Origin of the sequence: Streptomyces sp. NPDC051310, from assembly GCF_044455245.1 — a bacterium.
Taxonomy (GTDB): domain Bacteria; phylum Actinomycetota; class Actinomycetes; order Streptomycetales; family Streptomycetaceae; genus Streptomyces.
In genome coordinates, this window is record NZ_JBITEO010000006.1 from 299,650 (window position 1) to 313,720 (window position 14,071).

The following is a 14,071-nucleotide window of genomic DNA, read 5'->3' on the forward strand; positions in this document are numbered from 1 at the left end:
GCGCAGCTGCCCCGAGCGGCCCCGGCTGGTCTCCCCCCGTCCAGCCGGGGCCTTCTTCCTGCTCGTACGGCCCCCGCCGCTCGGTCGCCGTTCCAACGTTCAGCCGCCGTTCCGCCGCTCGGCCGCCGTCCCGGCCCTCGGTCGCCGTTCCGGCGTTCAGTCGCCGTCCCGGCGTCCCGTGGACGAGCGGCGGCCGCGCGTGAACGCCAGGACGCTGCCCGCGATGGCGATCACGGCGATGGCCAGCGCGATGCTGACCCCGCCCTCGGTGTCCCAGTACACGTCCTCCAGGCTGATCAGCAGCGCCGCTTCGTCCAGCACCAGGGCCAGCCCCACCCCGTAGCCGAGTCCCAGCCACGCGCGCGCCCGTGCGGAGCGCCGGACCGGACTCGCGGCGCCCACGGTCGCGAGCAGCAGGATGCCCCAGACGTAGTGGTGCAGGTGCACACCGCCGGCCTGCACGTCGCCGAGACCGGCCACGTCGATGTGGATGAGCCAGGTCAGCAGGCGCATCCCGCCGAAAGTGAGGGCGAAGCCCCACCAGGCCGGCACGAAGCCGCGCCGCTGCGCGGAGATGCCGGGCAGGATGCGCAGCCAGGGCGACGGCCGGCCGGTGTGCTCGGCCGATGTGCGGGGAGAGCGGGGGACGTCCTCGACGGCTTCATCCGCGCCTCCCTGCCGCGAACGCTCCGATCAGCGCGGCCACGGCGTCCGGCGCGCTGTAGTGGGCGGCGTGCGCGGCGCTCCGCACCTCGGCGACGTGCCCGTCGACGACCGTGCGCGCCACGCGCCGCACCCACCGATCGGAGGCGATGGTGTCACCCTCCCCGCGCACCACGAGCGTCGGCGCTTGCACCCGGGCCAGGTTTCCCTCGAATGACCCGGCCGCGTCCCGCAGGGCGTGGCGGAAGGAGGCGGCGAAGCGGAGGGGACCGGTCAGCAGGTAGTCGGTGGTCGCCACCGCGAGGAGGGAGAGCGGCTCCCGGGGCGCGTCCGCGAGGAGCCGCCCCGCCTGGCACCAGCCGGACGTGCCCGGTTCGAGGGCCGGGCCGAGCAGGACCGTGCCGCCCACGAGCCGGGGATGACGGGCGGCGAACGCCGCGACGACCTGGCAGCCGACCGAGTTCCCCACGAGCAGACACGGCCCCAGGGCGAGGAGCCGGTGCCAGCGGTGCAGGGCGGCGGCGAGGGCTCCGACGTCCGGCATGCGGCGCACGGCTCTCCGCGACCGCGCATGGCCCGGCAGGTCCGGCACGAGCACGCTCGCCCCGCCCTCCGCCAGCTTCCGCGCGAGCGGCACGAAGTACCGTCCCGACAGCCCGAGCCCGTGCACCAGCACGGTGGCCGGGGCGCCGCGACGCGGAGGAGGACCGAACCGGCGGGTGAAAAGGCCTGCGTGTGTCGTGTGTTCCATGCGTCCACCATCGGCGCCGCGGAGGCGGACGGCGGACAGGATCCGTGTGTCATCGCCGCTTCGGCCCACCGGCCACCGGATCGCCGGCTCATGTGACCGCCGGCTCACCGGCCCCCGCCGCCCACGGTCCCGGAATCCGGGCGCGGCCACCGTACGGCCTCACCCGCCAGGGCCCCCACGACCCGACCCCCCAGGACCCTGCCCCCCCCCAGGACCCCGACCCCCGCGGACCTACCCACCAGGCCCTCCCGCGGACCACCCACCAGGGACTCAGAGGCCGAAGAGCTCCGGATCGGCGGCCAGCGTACGGAAGACCGCGCGCGGGTCGTCCACGAGCCGGCGCCTCTTCAGGTCCATCAGGCCGCCGACCTCGGTGATCTCGGCCGCCACCGCGCCGTTCGCCGTGCGGATCGTCTGCTCGATTCCGAGGGTTTTGCCCTCGCCCCAGAGGAACGCGCACGTCACCTCGACCTGGTCCCCGGCGCGCAACTCACGGCGGTAACGGACCGTCACTTCGAGCGCAGAAGCCTCCCGGGGAGTGACTCGGCGTGCGGGCCCTTGCAACTTCGTCTCACCATGAGGCGCTTTCACCGGCGGCGCCGTAACGGGCCGCTGGGGATGGCCTGGTGCGAGCGCCACAGCCCCCCCGCGTCCGGCACCGAGCTCAGCCGATGACGCGCACCGACAGGGGGCTTGGTAGGTCACCGCCTGGCCGGGGGCCAGGTTGCCGGTGAAGTCGGCGCAGTTCACGTTGGAGAAGTAACTCACCGTCCTGTTCGTGTTGTTGGCGAGCAACTGCGCGCGGACCTGGAGATTGATGCAGATGTTGTCCGGGGGGTTGTCGATCCGGAATTCCTGCCCGGAGGCGCTGAAGTACCGGATGTTTCCGGTGGCGGCCTCCGCGTTGGCCGTCAGGCCGATAGCCAGCACGGCGGCGGTGCCGGCTGTCAGGCCGAGTCTGGCCAGACGTGTGATGCGGATCATCAGAGATGTCCCCTTTCCGGTTCAACCCATAAAAAGGGGTCATCCCACTGATGCATGGATCTCATGGGAGACACACCGAACTATCCCTCGAACCAGTGATAGTTCATCTCATCGGAGTACGGGTGCGAGCAGCGCGAGCAGCAGCGCCAGCCAGGGGTGCCGTACCGACCTGGCTACCTAGCGAGGGTCCGCCCGTCCAGGAAACGGTTCGACCGAACCTTTCCGGTTACGTGCCTTACTGATCGTTTCAGAATGAGTTGAGCTGCAGGTCTTGTGCTCGACGATCTTGATCGGCAGTGTGTCCGGGTGCGTGCTGATCTTGTTCCTGACGACCTGTGGGAGCGGGTTGCTCCACTGCTGCCGCCCGCTCCCGAACGACGCCACCGCTACCCCGGACGGCTGCGCGTTCCGGACCGGGCGGCGCTCGCCGGCGTCATGTACGTGCTGCGGACCGGAGTCGCCTGGCGCGACGTCCCCGCGGAGACCGTGGGCTGCTCCGGGGTGACGGCCCGGCGCCGGCTGCGAGACTGGACCGCGGCCGGCGTCTGGCCCCGCCTGCACGCCGCCCTGCTGACCGAGCGGCGCCGCGCCGACCTGCTGGATCTGGACGACTGCGCCGTGGACGGGTCCCACGTCCGGGCCCTGAAAGGGGCGGATCACACCGGTCCCTCGCCCGTCTCGGCTCCAGGCACCATCTGATCGTCGACCGTCACGGAACTCCGCTCGCCGTCACGCTCACCGGTGGCAACCGGCACGATGTCACCCAGCTCCTGCCGCTGCTGGACACGGTCCCACCGATCCGGGGCCTGCGGGGACGACCCCGCCGCAAGCCGCGGCGCCTGTGCGCTGACCGGGGCTACGACTTCGACACGCAGCAGGGTGACCTGCAGAAGGAACCACCGGGTGGCGTGTTAACCGAGCCCGGCGATCACGGGCTGGGACGTTCGCGCGGCGGGTTCACCACCAAGCCGCACCTGCTGTCGAGCACGGTCAGGAGCCCCTGGCGATCGTGGTCACGGCCGGTCAGCGCGGCGACTCGCCTCAGTTCGAGCCCGTGCTGGGGAAGATCCGCGTGCCTCGCATCGGGCCGGGCCGGCCACGCCTCCGCCCCGACCGGGTGCGGGCCGACAAGGCGTACGCCTCCCGCAAGAACCGCGCCCACCTGCGCCGACACGGGATCCGCTGCACCATCCCAGACAAGGCCGACCAGGCGCGCAACCGCCGGAAGCTCGGCTCCCGCGGCGGCCGGCCGCCGCGATTCGACCGGGCCGACTACCGCGAGCGTCACGCGGTCGAGTGCGGGATCAACCGCCTCAAGAGACATCGCGCTGTCGCCACGCGATACGACAAGCCCGCCGTCCGCTACGAGGCGACCGTCCTCGGTCGCGACCATCAACGAGTGGCTGTGACCCGCCGTCTCACGCAGCGGGATCCACCTTCCACGCCAGGGGCAGATCGCTCCCGCAGAAGACGCAGACGAAGTCGTCCTCACGCACGATGTTGCCTCGGCACCAGCCCGAGACCCCGGTCTCTGCTTCCTCCTTCCAGGAGCTGCGACAGCCCCGGGGCCTACCCCGTCCATGCATGTCCTGGCCCGTGCCGCCCGACTACGCCGAAGCCTCGGCCCCTGCGCTGGGGGCGAACCCGCTCCCCTGCTCGGCGAACACCTTGATCGCGGCGCCCAGGAAATCCACCAACCCGGGGTGGTAGGAATCGTGGAACGCCCTCATGGCCTCGTCCTCGGCGTAGAAGAGCGACATGCCGACGTAAGCCTCCCTGGAGGGGGTGTAGAACCGGCTAACGATGTCGAAGTGCCTGCGGACGAGCTCCTGGATCTGCTGGTCCCCTGGCAGGGAGCCGCCGTCCAGGAAAGTCGTGATCTCCCGGTACAGGACGTCCCAGTCCTGGTGGACCCGCTCCCTGTCCACATGTTCCCAGTTGTTGGTCCGGGCAAGGCTCTTCGCCTGCTCCTCGGCCAACGACCGGCGACACTCGTCCTCGTAATTGTTCCCCACGGCACCGGTTCCCGTCGTTTCGTCACCTCTCCGGTGGATCCCCGAGAGGCCGCCGACATGTCGACATCGACCGGCCGCCGATGATCAACTGCCGGTCCAGGCCGAACGGTGACACACAGCCACCGGGTCGGCAAACCATTTCTTGGACCCTCCGGCGCTCCGTCCCGGTCAGCAGGCGGCGGAAAGGCGCAGCTCGAACGGCGAGCCGTCGAAGCGGGGCGTCCAGCCGCTCGACCGCGCGGCCCGGATTCCCGCAGCGACCTTGCGCGCGGCAGGACGAGCTCGGCTGGCGCCGGGTCCGGTTCCATGACGGCAGGTCGACCGGTCTCCACGACGGAACACCGGTTCGGACCCGGAACCGTATGCCGTCGATCAACTGCCGCCGATGCCAGATGGGTGGCCGCCCGACCCTCGTGCCCTTCGGCAACAACGGCTCCAGCCCCGCCCACTGTCCGTCCGTGAGCCGGTCGTGTCGGCGAGGCCGGAGGCGGCGTACAGCACGACGAGGAACCGGGAGTGCCGGAGCCGGAGAGGTATCTCCCGGCGCCACGGGCCGGTGAGGAGAGCGCGCCAGGTGTCGACAACGGCCCCGGCGGCGGGGAGCTGCTGGAGGGCAGGCATGGGCGTCCTCGGTGCGTGGAGGAGGACCCCGGCCCATAACCAGCGGGTCAGCGCTCGGCGTCGGCAGGGACCGGCGCCTGGCGTTCGGTCAGGCGGAGGCCTCCGGGTAGCGGTCGAGCAGGGAGCGGTGCACCCGGATGGTGCGCCCGGTCGGGCCCAGCCGCTTCCCGCGCATCGTAGGGTCGACGGCGATCCAGCGGCGCACCGTGCGGTCGGATACCTGCAAGTGGGGAGTGGCTGACCACAGGTCAGCCGCTCCCCAGAGTCGGTCATCTGGGGCCCCGTGGCCTATCTCGGTCAACTCGGACGGGGCGGAAGTGTGCCACACCGGCCGCCCCTCCTGCGGAACGCAGAAAGGGCCCCCGGCCGCCCGCATGGTGAGGGCGACCGGGGGCCGGATGGTGCGGGTCGGTGGGGTCAGGTCCGGGCGGCGGGGAGGCTGCGCGCGGCGCTCGTCCCCAGCTTGGCGGCGAAGGTGCCGGGCGGGTCGTAGATCGAGGGGGTTGCGGGGGTCAACAGCCGCAGGAGTTGACCCGCACGTTGTCGATGACCGGCCCGTACCGGGTGTTGGGTGTGGTGCTGGCGAAGCTGAGCGTGGTGGTGGAGTTCTTGGCCACGAACGAGACCCTCCGCTCCTCGTAGCCCATGTTCCTCCGGGTCTTGCCGCTAACGTCGAACCTGAAGTCCTGGATCACCTCTCCGTCGATGAGGACCTGGCCGGTCTTCACCGCCGGAGGACCGTCGGGGTTGCCCGCCAGGGAGTAGGTGACCGTGTAGGGGTCCCCAGGGATGGTGGTGAAGGTCTGGGCCACCCTGCCAGGGCTTGCGACATCAGGAGGGGGGTTGAGGTCAACGCTCTGTTGCCCCTCGGCGGCCTGCCAGAACCCGTTGTCGACCACTTCGACGGCGCCGGACGTGACCTGCCACGGGCCGATGGAATCGCCCGTGGTGAAGCGCTTGAAGTAATCCGCCGGCACGATGGGCTCCTCGAACCCGCCATTGCCGAAGTCAGGGACCGGAGCGGCCGTCGCGCCGCCGGCCGACGCGAACACGACGGCGGCCGTGGCAGCGGCGACGAAGGCACGTTTGAACATCATGGACGTCTCCTCATGAGGGGGCCCGGAGGCCGGGTGTCGGCGGCGCCGGCGAGTTCCCCGGACGCCTCGGCGACGGCGCGCAGCCGGCGCAGGTGATTCACGCAGGAATGACCAGCTGTCGCCGCACGATGTCCACACCCGGACTGCGGGGCGCGTCCATCGCGCGGCGCGTGTTCAACAGCTAGAGGCTCACAGGAGGCGCCACTCCTGGTACGGCCGGTCGGCGGCGCATGTCTGCTGGACCACACCGGCTCCGTTGTAGATGTTTCCTCCCCTGATCTCCAGGCACTTGCCGCTGTGCCGGGCGACCAGGGCGAAGTAGCTGTTGGGGCGCTGGACGAGCTTCCACTCCTGGTTGGGTGTGTTGTAACACTCCCACTGGTTGACCGTTCCCCCGTCAGCGATGCTCGCGTCCGCCACGTCCAGGCACTTGTTGCTGTGCTGGGCGATCATTTTGTAGTAGCCGTTTCCCAGCGAGGTGAGGGTCCAGTTCTGGTTCGGCGTGTCGTAGCATCCCCACTGCTGGACGAATGCTCCATTGGCCGTGCTCGCGGCTGCAACGTCCAGGCACTTGCCGCTGTGGTGAGTCTCCAGCTTGGTGCTGAGCGGGGCGGCGTTCGCAGGTGCGGCCGAGCCGACGACCAGCATCATCCCGCTGAGCGCGAGGGCGGACAAGCCGGCGGTGAATGCACGCATGGATGCCTTCACGGTGATCTCCCTTGTCGAGTTGCGCTTTGGGCGAACCGAGCTGTCACCGTTGTACAACAGTAGGGAAAAGGCATCCAGAGAGTAAGTATTGGCGATACAATCCCATTGTATCTTTATTCGGCAGTTGCGCGATCCGAATAGGCCATTATGGACCACCGAATTCGCCCGTCGGCTGGCAAAGGTATGGCACAGCGACAACACAGGCCTGCTGCGCGGGATAAACAAGAGGGTGGCGGGTTCGGCAGAGCGTGATGATGCGCAACCCGCGTCTCCAGGCCCCAGCTTGCCCGGCTACCCCGTTTCCCGGGTGCGCAGAGCGAAGGGGGCCGTATGCGCTTCCAGCGGGTACACCGAAGAGTGATCGCATTCGATATCGATCGAACGCTTTGGATCCACACTTGTTCACGGTGTCCGGGCGCCCCGCACGGAACGGCCGGTACGGATCGGGTACGCCAGGACATCGCCCGCCCGCCAGGAAGCTGGCGAGCCCGCTCGAAGCCCTGCGTCGGGCGGAATGTCACAAGATCTTCCAGGAATAGATCAGCACCCGCGTCAAGGTGCGGCCCGACCCCCCCGCCTCCGGCCGGGGAGAACTGGAGAAGGCGCTCGCACTGACCCGTCAGTTCGAGGAGGCGCGCCCGGGACGCCAGTCATCTTCAGCGTCCACGAACTCAAGCGGCCCGCCCGTAACGCAGCCGAGCTCATGACGCTATCCGCCGAGCTCCAGGCCGGCGGCATCCGGCTCGAACTCCTCACCGGCCCGCTCACCGGCATCTACGACCCCGAGAAGGGCGGGACGTCACAGGCCGCGCGCGTCGGCCCCCGGCCAGGGCGGCGGCCTCGCTGAGGATGCGGACGGCGGCCTTCCAGCCGGTCAGGTGGCGGTCGTCGGCCTCGGGGATCGTGTCCGCGCCGGGGAAGCGCCGGCGGATCGCGTCCAGGAGGACGCCCAGGGCGTCATCTTCGACGCGGCCGCTCGGAGCCTCGGCGTGCACCGCGCCGTACAGGCAGCGCGCCCCGCCCGCGTCCACGGTCGAGCCCCGGCACCAGCCGCCCGTACGGAGGCGGCGTGCCGCCCGCTGGAGCGTCGCGGCGGCCGAGGTGGCGTACGGGTCCTCCTCTGGCTCCGGGAGCACCACGGGGCGGGTGGTGACGTCGATCGCTCCCGAGGTGGCCTGACCACAAAGATTCATCTCGCTGACGGCAACTGCCGGCCCCTGGCCTTCGTGCTCACTGCAGGACAGGCCGGTGACGCACCCGCCTTCGCTGACGTGATGGCACGACTACGCGTCCCCCGCCGTCTCGGACGCCCCCGGACCCGGCCGGATGTGGTCCTGGCCGACACGGCGTACTCCTCACGGGCCATCCGCGAACACCTGGGACAGCGAGGGATTCAAGCGGTCATCCCTGTCCCGGCCGACCAGCGGGGCCACCGGCTCCGTCGAGGCGGCTACGGCGGCAGGCCACCTGCCTTCGACCGCGAGGCGTACAAGCAGCGCAACACCGTCGAGCGGTGCATCGACCGCCTCAAACACTGGCGCGGCATCGCCACTCGCTACGAGAAAACCGCCACCGTCCACCTCGCCGGACACGTCGCGCCATCTTCATCTGGTCCGCAAGCTGATCCATAAGAAACAGCCCAGGTCCGTCTTCAAATGGAAAGTGCCTTCCGTCCGAAATGACAGAACCCCTCGGTAAGGTTCACATTCCTGGCAGAAGGCACTTTCGTGTTTCGGGCACCAAGTGGCCCTGCCTGAAGCGAAAAGGCGAGGCTAGTCTGCGACCTTCACGTACGTAAGGTACGAACGTGGTCCGTGGAAGGTCGACTTTTGCAGTGTGGCCCCGTTGGCGAGGCCGTCACCAGGGCCGCCACCGCTCAGGATCGCTTGCACACGGACCGTCTTCGACCCCTGCGCCGGGGACACGGTGACGAGTCCGGACAAGGAGGTCGGGCCGTGCGTGCAGTGCTGGAGCCGGTCGGGCGACGTGAACTGGTGCTGGGCCGATCCGCGGGGTTGGAGTTCGACGGTTCCGGAGTCCACGTCGATCAGGCGGACCTCGGTCCACAAGTTCGTGGCACTCCCGTATTCGAGGGTTGCGCAGATGCTCGTGTTGACGTCGCCGCTCACCAGGTACACGCCGGGTGCGGGAAGTGTGACCTGCAGTGCCGTGTTCGCCCACGTGTTGCTGGTGCGAGTCGGCCTGAGGTCCACGGAACCGACCGGGCCGGCTTCGCCGCGCTGGGGTGTCAGGTACGCCCTGACGGTGTAATTGCGCGGGCAGTCAGCCGCGGCCGGGGGTGCCACGACGACATCGATCGACTGCCAGGCGTTGGCGATGCGGCCCGGCGCCGGGCCGGAGGTTCCGGTGACATGGGTCTCCGTGACACGCAGGCCCTGCTCGGTGGAGGTCAGTGCGTTGCACTCGTCCGGGTCGAGAATCGCGTGCGCGCTGACCGTGTAGGTCTGCGGGCAGTCGTCGGCGTCCGGGGGCGTCACGACAACGCCGATCGTCTCGTTGGCGTTGGGGCTCGGGCCGGAGGTTCCGGTGACGTGGGTCTTCGGGACACGCAGTCCCTGACCGGTGCACCTCGCCGCGTTGCACTCGTCCGGGTCGATGATCAGGTCGGCCCGCAGTGGCTCCGGCGGGGTCGCCTCTCCGACCAGCGCAATACAGTCGCTGTTGTCGAATCGTGTCGGGCGTGGTGGCATGACACATCACTCCTTTGGCGGGTTGTAGGCGGACTTCAGTTCCGCTACGGCTGCCCGAGTTCTGCCTGTGCCAGGACCTTGCTGCGGCGGCCGTGGTGGACCAGCGTTCCAGCCCGGCCGAGGTGACCTTCTGTCCTGCCTCGTGAGGACTTGATCGCTGAGGCGCAATTCGCCACGCCGGGTAATTACCCAAATGGGTTAATGAATAGTGGAAATCTAACCCGATAGGGTGGTAAATCGGATCTACATACAAACCCTGATGTGCCAAGAGAATCGTTTCGACCTGTCGTTCGGATCGTCGAGCACAAGACCCGCAGCTCAACTCATTCTGAAACGATCAGTTATTTGCCTGCACCACGGATAGTGCGCTTCACCTGCATAAGGGCCCTCTGCCGCCTGGACAACGGCCGAGGTCGACGACCGCGACCGCCAACCCGCTCCGGAACCTCCCAGGGCGGCGATCAGACGGACGGGTTCACTGCCCTGGTGCGCCGGGAGTCTGCGAACCCGCGCGCTTCGACCCTGGGTGTCCGTCTCGTACCCGCGGACGACGACCGGGACCGAAAATTCCTCTGCCACGACGCTCCTCTCCGAGACGGCACACCTTACGCGGCCGTGCCGCTCCCCCCGCCCCGACGGCGGTGGCGTCCGCACCGCGACGAGCCCGGCCGGAGGATGCCTGACCGGGCGCAACCGGGGTATCCGGCGGTCGGACCGATACCACGGGCAAGTCGAAGGAGCCACCATGCCGACCAGTGCCTCTGCCACGACCACGGACGTCGTCGAGCTCATCCTGCGGGACCACCGCAGGATGGAGGAGCTGTTCCGGGCGATGCGCAACGTCCAGGCCGACCGGGCGGGCGCCCTCCAGGAATTCGCCGCCCTGCTCGTCGCGCACGCGACCGCGGAGGAGCGCGAGGTCTACCCGGCCCTGCGGCGCTACAAGAACGTGGACAACGAGGACGTCGAGCACAGCGTGCACGAGCACGAGGAGGGCAACGAGGCGCTTCTCGCACTGCTCGAGGTGGAGGACACGACCTCGGAGGAGTGGGACGAGAAGCTCGAAGAGCTCGTCACCGCGGTGAACCACCATGCCGACGAGGAGGAGCGGACACTGCTCAACGACGCCCGCGAGAACGTCTCCGACGAACGCCGCGCCGAGCTGGGCGCCGCCTTCGACAAGGCCAGGGCTGAGCAGCTGGCCGCCGACTGCGGCAGCATCGACAACGTCCGCCGGCTGGTGAAGGCGCACAAGGACTGAGGAACCGGGGGGGGGGGGGGGGGGGGGGGGGGGGGGGGGGGGGGGGGGGGGGGGGGGGGGGGGGGGGGGGCGGCGCGGGGCCGCCCCCCCCCCCCCCCCCCCCCCCCCCCCCCCCCCCCGCCCCCCCCCCCCCCCCCCCCCCCCCCCCCCCCCCCCCCCACGTACCGCTCCCTCATACGGCGGGACCGGCGGGCCTCAGCGCAGCAGTACGGCGACGACAGCCGAGATGATCACGGCGACGGTGCAGCAGATCAGGGCCGCGTGCTGCCAGGACGAGGGGCCGGACCCCGACGGACTCCGCTGCCGCAGGCGCGGTGTGTCGCTCCACGGACCCTCCGACCAGGGGCCGTCCACGGCCTCGGACGCCACGAGGCTGGCGCAGTGGCGGCAGGGCCGGGTGCTGAAGTCGCCCCAGCCCGCGCCGCCGGCATCGAATGTGGGCTCCATGTGCGGTCAACGCCGTGACCGCACCTCCGGCAACGCACGCGCGGCACGTCCTTACCGGATCGCGATGTTGGGCATTCTGTCGGCATAGGCGCCTGGCGCAGTCGCCCGATCGGCGCACTTCCTCCCCGCTCGCCCGTACACGCGTCCGCGCCCGCAGCGGCGCCGGCACCCGGCCGCCGGACCGGCGGAAAAGGCGGACCCGTCCGGGAACCGGACATGGCGGGATTGTGTCCCCGTCTCAGGAAGGCGCTGCGGGCACCGTGCACCGGTGCTCCATCGTGCGACACGACCGCGCCGAGGGAGCGGACATGAGCAGTTGGTCGGTGCCCGGGTACACCGAGACCCGGGAGCTGGGAGCAGGCGCCAGCGGACGGGTCGTCCTCGCCGTCCACGACGCGACCGGCGTGCCGGTGGCCGTCAAGTACCTCGGCGAGCGCCTGCGGACGGATGCCGCGTTCGTCGCGGAATTCCGCGCCGAGGCACGTCTGCTCGGAGGTCTGGACACGCCCCACGTGGTGCGTCTGTACGAGTACGTCGAAGCGCCGTCGGGCGCCGCCATCGTGATGGAGCTGGTCGACGGCGTGGCCCTGCGCGCGCTGCTGTCCCGCGAAGGGGCGACCGGTCCCGAGGCGGCGCTGGTGGTGCTGAAGGGATCGCTGCTCGGCCTGGCCGCCGCCCACCACGTGGGCGTCGTGCACCGCGACTACAAGCCCGAGAACGTCCTGGTGGCGGCCGACGGATCCTCCAAGCTGGTCGACTTCGGCATCGCCGCCGACCACGGCAGCACACGGGGCGTCGCCGGCACCCCCGCCTACATGGCGCCGGAGCAGTGGCAGGGGATGCCCGCCTCGCCGGCGGCGGACGTGTATGCGGCGACCGCGACCTTCTACGAGTGCCTCACCGGGCGCAAGCCCTTCTCGGGAGAGAACTTCGCCGAACTGGCGCTCCAGCACATCGAGGCCCCGGTGCCCGACCACGAGGTGCCCGAACCGGTGCGCGGGCTCGTCCGGCGCGGACTCGCCAAGGAGCCGTCGGACCGCCCGGAGAACGCCGACGCCTTCGTGGCGGAACTGGAACGGGCGGCCACCGCGGCCTACGGGCCGGACTGGGAGGAACGCGGCCGGGGCAGGCTCGCCGCCCTCGCCGCGCTCCTGCCGTTGCTGTTCCCGTCGGCAGGCGACACGGCCACGGGGACCACCGCCGTCGCGACGACCACCCTGCCCGGCGGCCCGCCCCGGCCGGGGAGGCAGTGGCTCCAAGGAATACCGGCCGCGGTGGCGGCCCTGGTGCTCGCCCTGGCGCTCGCGTTCACCGCGCAGGCCGGCGACGACGGAGCCGTACGTACGACCGGGCAGGCCCTCGCCACCACGAGCGCGCGGCCCGGCGGGCCGGCGGCCGCGTCCACGGCGGCCCCGTCGCCCGCCCCGAGCCTCTCGCCGTCGGTGAGCACTCCGCCGGAAGCCACCCTCACGGCGAGTCCCGGCGCCACCGCGCCGGAGACCACGCCCCCGCCGGCGTCCGGCCCCGGACCGGCCTCCCCGCCCGCTCCCGCCTCCCCGGCCTCCCCGGTCACGCCGGTGCCGCCCCCTGCGACCACGGATCCGCCCTCCCCGCCGGCCCCCCGCCCGGTGGCGGTGAAGTCTGTCTCCGTCACCGGCCTGCGGCAGACGGGGCCGAGCGACGCCGAGGCGACGTTCGAGGTGGTCACCGACGGCACGGGTCCGGTGACCGTGGTGATCGACTGGTTCACCGGGGACAGCAAGGGCACGCTCGGCCGGCCGGACGGCTCGGAAACCCTCCGGCGCAGCGGAGCGACGCAGTACACCCTCACGCTCGCCCACTCCTTCCGGGGCACCGGCTGCTACTGGGGCGTGCGCGCGACCACCGACCCGGCCGCCGCGAACGGCGGTTCCTCGCAGCAGATCCTCACCCGGTGGTGCACCCTCACATGACCGATCCACGCATCCCCTACTCGCACGAGCGCGACACCGCGCCTCAGGCCCCGGCACCGCACGCGCACACGCCCCGGCCCCCGTACGGCGAGGCGCCCGACGAGCAGTACAGCGCGACCGCCCTGGCCAGCCACTGGATCGAACGGGAGGACGCACCCGCCCGCCCCCGCGGCGCTCCCGCCCCCGGCCGGCCGGCGGACCGCGTGGCGCCCGATCGCGTCGAGGGCGACGTCCTGCGTTTCGGACCGGGCGTGACGGTGGCCGCGCGGCGGCGCCCGGCCGACGAGGACGGTGCGACGCGCGTCTGGCACGGCACCGTCGCGGGAGGGGCCGCAGTCCGGCCGGCACCGCGGTGGCGGGGTCCGGTGCGACGGTACGCGCCGGCGGCCGTGATCCTGGCCGCCGTGTTCGCGTTCCTCGCCTGGCAGCGCTACGGCAACGTCCTGACGGTCCGGGAGGCGACGGTCACCGCCGGGGCGCGGGCCCTCGGCTGCGACGGCACGGCGGACATCGTCGGAGAGGTGCGGACCGACGGGCGCCCCGGCACGGTGACCTACCGCTGGGAACGGAGCGACGGCACCACGTCCGGGCTCCTGCGCGAGAAGCTCCGGCAGGGACAGGAGCGCGCGCGGCTCCACCTCCTGTGGACCTTCCACGGGCGCGGGGAGTACCGGGCGACGGCCCGCCTGGTCGTCGTCTCACCCGGCGAGCACACCGCCACCTCCGGGGCCTTCACCTACAAGTGCGGCTGAACGGCGCGGGGGGGGGGGGGGGGGGGGGGGGGGGGGGGGGGGGGGGGGGGGGGGGGGCGGGGCGCGCCCCGCCCGCGGCGGGCCGGGGGGGCGGGCCGGGGGGGCGGGG

Annotated in this window: 13 protein-coding genes and 4 pseudogenes; 6 read left to right on the forward strand and 11 right to left on the reverse strand. The window is 71.2% G+C overall.

Going from position 1 to position 14,071, the window contains the following annotated elements; translation table 11 throughout:
• Positions 1-156: 156 nt before the first annotated feature.
• The 3 genes and pseudogenes from ACIA79_RS12145 to ACIA79_RS12155 all read right to left on the reverse strand — a co-directional run.
• A complete protein-coding gene (locus ACIA79_RS12145; RefSeq protein WP_399428098.1) occupies positions 157-513 on the reverse strand; it encodes a hypothetical protein in 357 nt (118 codons plus the stop codon).
• A 148-nt stretch (positions 514-661) separates the two neighbouring features.
• Positions 662-1,414, reverse strand: coding sequence for an alpha/beta fold hydrolase (locus tag ACIA79_RS12150; RefSeq protein WP_399428099.1), 753 nt, complete (start codon positions 1,412-1,414; stop codon positions 662-664).
• Between the two features lie 270 nt (positions 1,415-1,684).
• Positions 1,685-1,936 (reverse strand): annotated as a pseudogene (locus ACIA79_RS12155) (acyl-CoA thioesterase); the annotation flags it as partial.
• A 768-nt stretch (positions 1,937-2,704) separates the two neighbouring features.
• On the opposite strand from ACIA79_RS12155, the pseudogene ACIA79_RS12160 reads away from it, so the two are divergent.
• Both ACIA79_RS12160 and ACIA79_RS12165 read left to right on the forward strand, forming a co-directional pair.
• Positions 2,705-3,267: pseudogene (locus ACIA79_RS12160) on the forward strand (IS5 family transposase); the annotation flags it as partial.
• Positions 3,268-3,392: 125 nt separating this feature from the next.
• A pseudogene (locus ACIA79_RS12165) lies at positions 3,393-3,695 on the forward strand (transposase); the annotation flags it as partial.
• Positions 3,696-4,005: 310 nt separating this feature from the next.
• Here the strand turns inward: ACIA79_RS12165 and ACIA79_RS12170 are convergent.
• From ACIA79_RS12170 to ACIA79_RS12195, 6 genes are all read right to left on the reverse strand, one after another.
• A complete protein-coding gene (locus ACIA79_RS12170; RefSeq protein WP_399428100.1) occupies positions 4,006-4,413 on the reverse strand; it encodes a TipAS antibiotic-recognition domain-containing protein in 408 nt (135 codons plus the stop codon).
• Between the two features lie 22 nt (positions 4,414-4,435).
• Positions 4,436-5,071, reverse strand: a complete 636-nt coding sequence (locus tag ACIA79_RS12175) for a transposase (protein ID WP_399428101.1) — start codon at positions 5,069-5,071, stop codon at positions 4,436-4,438.
• A gap of 51 nt (positions 5,072-5,122) precedes the next feature.
• Positions 5,123-5,260, reverse strand: a complete 138-nt coding sequence (locus tag ACIA79_RS12180; RefSeq protein ID WP_399428102.1) for a hypothetical protein — start codon at positions 5,258-5,260, stop codon at positions 5,123-5,125.
• Positions 5,261-5,546: 286 nt separating this feature from the next.
• Positions 5,547-6,131, reverse strand: coding sequence for a choice-of-anchor C family protein (locus ACIA79_RS12185; RefSeq protein WP_399428103.1), 585 nt, complete (start codon positions 6,129-6,131; stop codon positions 5,547-5,549).
• Between the two features lie 189 nt (positions 6,132-6,320).
• Positions 6,321-6,827, reverse strand: coding sequence for an RICIN domain-containing protein (locus tag ACIA79_RS12190; protein ID WP_399428104.1), 507 nt, complete (start codon positions 6,825-6,827; stop codon positions 6,321-6,323).
• Positions 6,828-7,603: 776 nt separating this feature from the next.
• Positions 7,604-8,032 (reverse strand): hypothetical protein, encoded by a 429-nt coding sequence (locus ACIA79_RS12195; RefSeq protein ID WP_399428126.1) that lies wholly within the window; start codon positions 8,030-8,032, stop codon positions 7,604-7,606.
• Between ACIA79_RS12195 and ACIA79_RS12200 the strand changes: the two are divergent.
• Positions 7,997-8,470 (forward strand): annotated as a pseudogene (locus ACIA79_RS12200) (IS5 family transposase); the annotation flags it as partial. The gene ACIA79_RS12195 and the pseudogene ACIA79_RS12200 overlap by 36 nt on opposite strands.
• A 141-nt stretch (positions 8,471-8,611) precedes the next feature.
• Here ACIA79_RS12200 and ACIA79_RS12205 read toward each other — a convergent pair.
• Positions 8,612-9,550 (reverse strand): hypothetical protein, encoded by a 939-nt coding sequence (locus ACIA79_RS12205; protein WP_399428105.1) that lies wholly within the window; start codon positions 9,548-9,550, stop codon positions 8,612-8,614.
• A gap of 745 nt (positions 9,551-10,295) precedes the next feature.
• Here ACIA79_RS12205 and ACIA79_RS12210 point away from each other — a divergent pair.
• Entirely contained in the window at positions 10,296-10,811 is a 516-nt protein-coding gene (locus ACIA79_RS12210; RefSeq protein WP_399428106.1) for a hemerythrin domain-containing protein, read from the forward strand.
• Positions 10,812-11,006: 195 nt separating this feature from the next.
• On the opposite strand, the gene ACIA79_RS12215 is transcribed toward ACIA79_RS12210, so the two are convergent.
• Entirely contained in the window at positions 11,007-11,258 is a 252-nt protein-coding gene (locus ACIA79_RS12215; RefSeq protein WP_399428107.1) for a hypothetical protein, read from the reverse strand.
• Between the two features lie 308 nt (positions 11,259-11,566).
• On the opposite strand from ACIA79_RS12215, the gene ACIA79_RS12220 reads away from it, so the two are divergent.
• Together ACIA79_RS12220 and ACIA79_RS12225 are read left to right on the forward strand one after the other, a co-directional pair.
• Entirely contained in the window at positions 11,567-13,210 is a 1,644-nt protein-coding gene (locus tag ACIA79_RS12220) for a protein kinase (RefSeq protein WP_399428108.1), read from the forward strand.
• Positions 13,207-13,962, forward strand: a complete 756-nt coding sequence (locus ACIA79_RS12225; RefSeq protein WP_399428109.1) for a hypothetical protein — start codon at positions 13,207-13,209, stop codon at positions 13,960-13,962. The genes ACIA79_RS12220 and ACIA79_RS12225 overlap by 4 nt, the downstream gene beginning before the upstream one ends.
• Positions 13,963-14,071: the final 109 nt, after the last annotated feature.

Bases quoted from the DNA above. Each gene is read 5' to 3' on its own strand.
- ACIA79_RS12190 (WP_399428104.1), bottom strand. From the start codon at position 6,827: ATGCGTGCATTCACCGCCGGCTTGTCCGCCCTCGCGCTCAGCGGGATG.
- ACIA79_RS12215 (WP_399428107.1), bottom strand. From the start codon at position 11,258: ATGGAGCCCACATTCGATGCCGGCGGCGCGGGCTGGGGCGACTTCAGC.
- ACIA79_RS12145 (WP_399428098.1), bottom strand. From the start codon at position 513: ATGCGCCTGCTGACCTGGCTCATCCACATCGACGTGGCCGGTCTCGGC.
- ACIA79_RS12225 (WP_399428109.1), top strand. From the start codon at position 13,207: ATGACCGATCCACGCATCCCCTACTCGCACGAGCGCGACACCGCGCCT.
- ACIA79_RS12185 (WP_399428103.1), bottom strand. From the start codon at position 6,131: ATGATGTTCAAACGTGCCTTCGTCGCCGCTGCCACGGCCGCCGTCGTG.
- ACIA79_RS12150 (WP_399428099.1), bottom strand. From the start codon at position 1,414: ATGGAACACACGACACACGCAGGCCTTTTCACCCGCCGGTTCGGTCCT.
- ACIA79_RS12210 (WP_399428106.1), top strand. From the start codon at position 10,296: ATGCCGACCAGTGCCTCTGCCACGACCACGGACGTCGTCGAGCTCATC.
- ACIA79_RS12195 (WP_399428126.1), bottom strand. From the start codon at position 8,032: ATGAATCTTTGTGGTCAGGCCACCTCGGGAGCGATCGACGTCACCACC.
- ACIA79_RS12175 (WP_399428101.1), bottom strand. From the start codon at position 5,071: ATGGGCCGGGGTCCTCCTCCACGCACCGAGGACGCCCATGCCTGCCCT.
- ACIA79_RS12205 (WP_399428105.1), bottom strand. From the start codon at position 9,550: ATGCCACCACGCCCGACACGATTCGACAACAGCGACTGTATTGCGCTG.
- ACIA79_RS12220 (WP_399428108.1), top strand. From the start codon at position 11,567: ATGAGCAGTTGGTCGGTGCCCGGGTACACCGAGACCCGGGAGCTGGGA.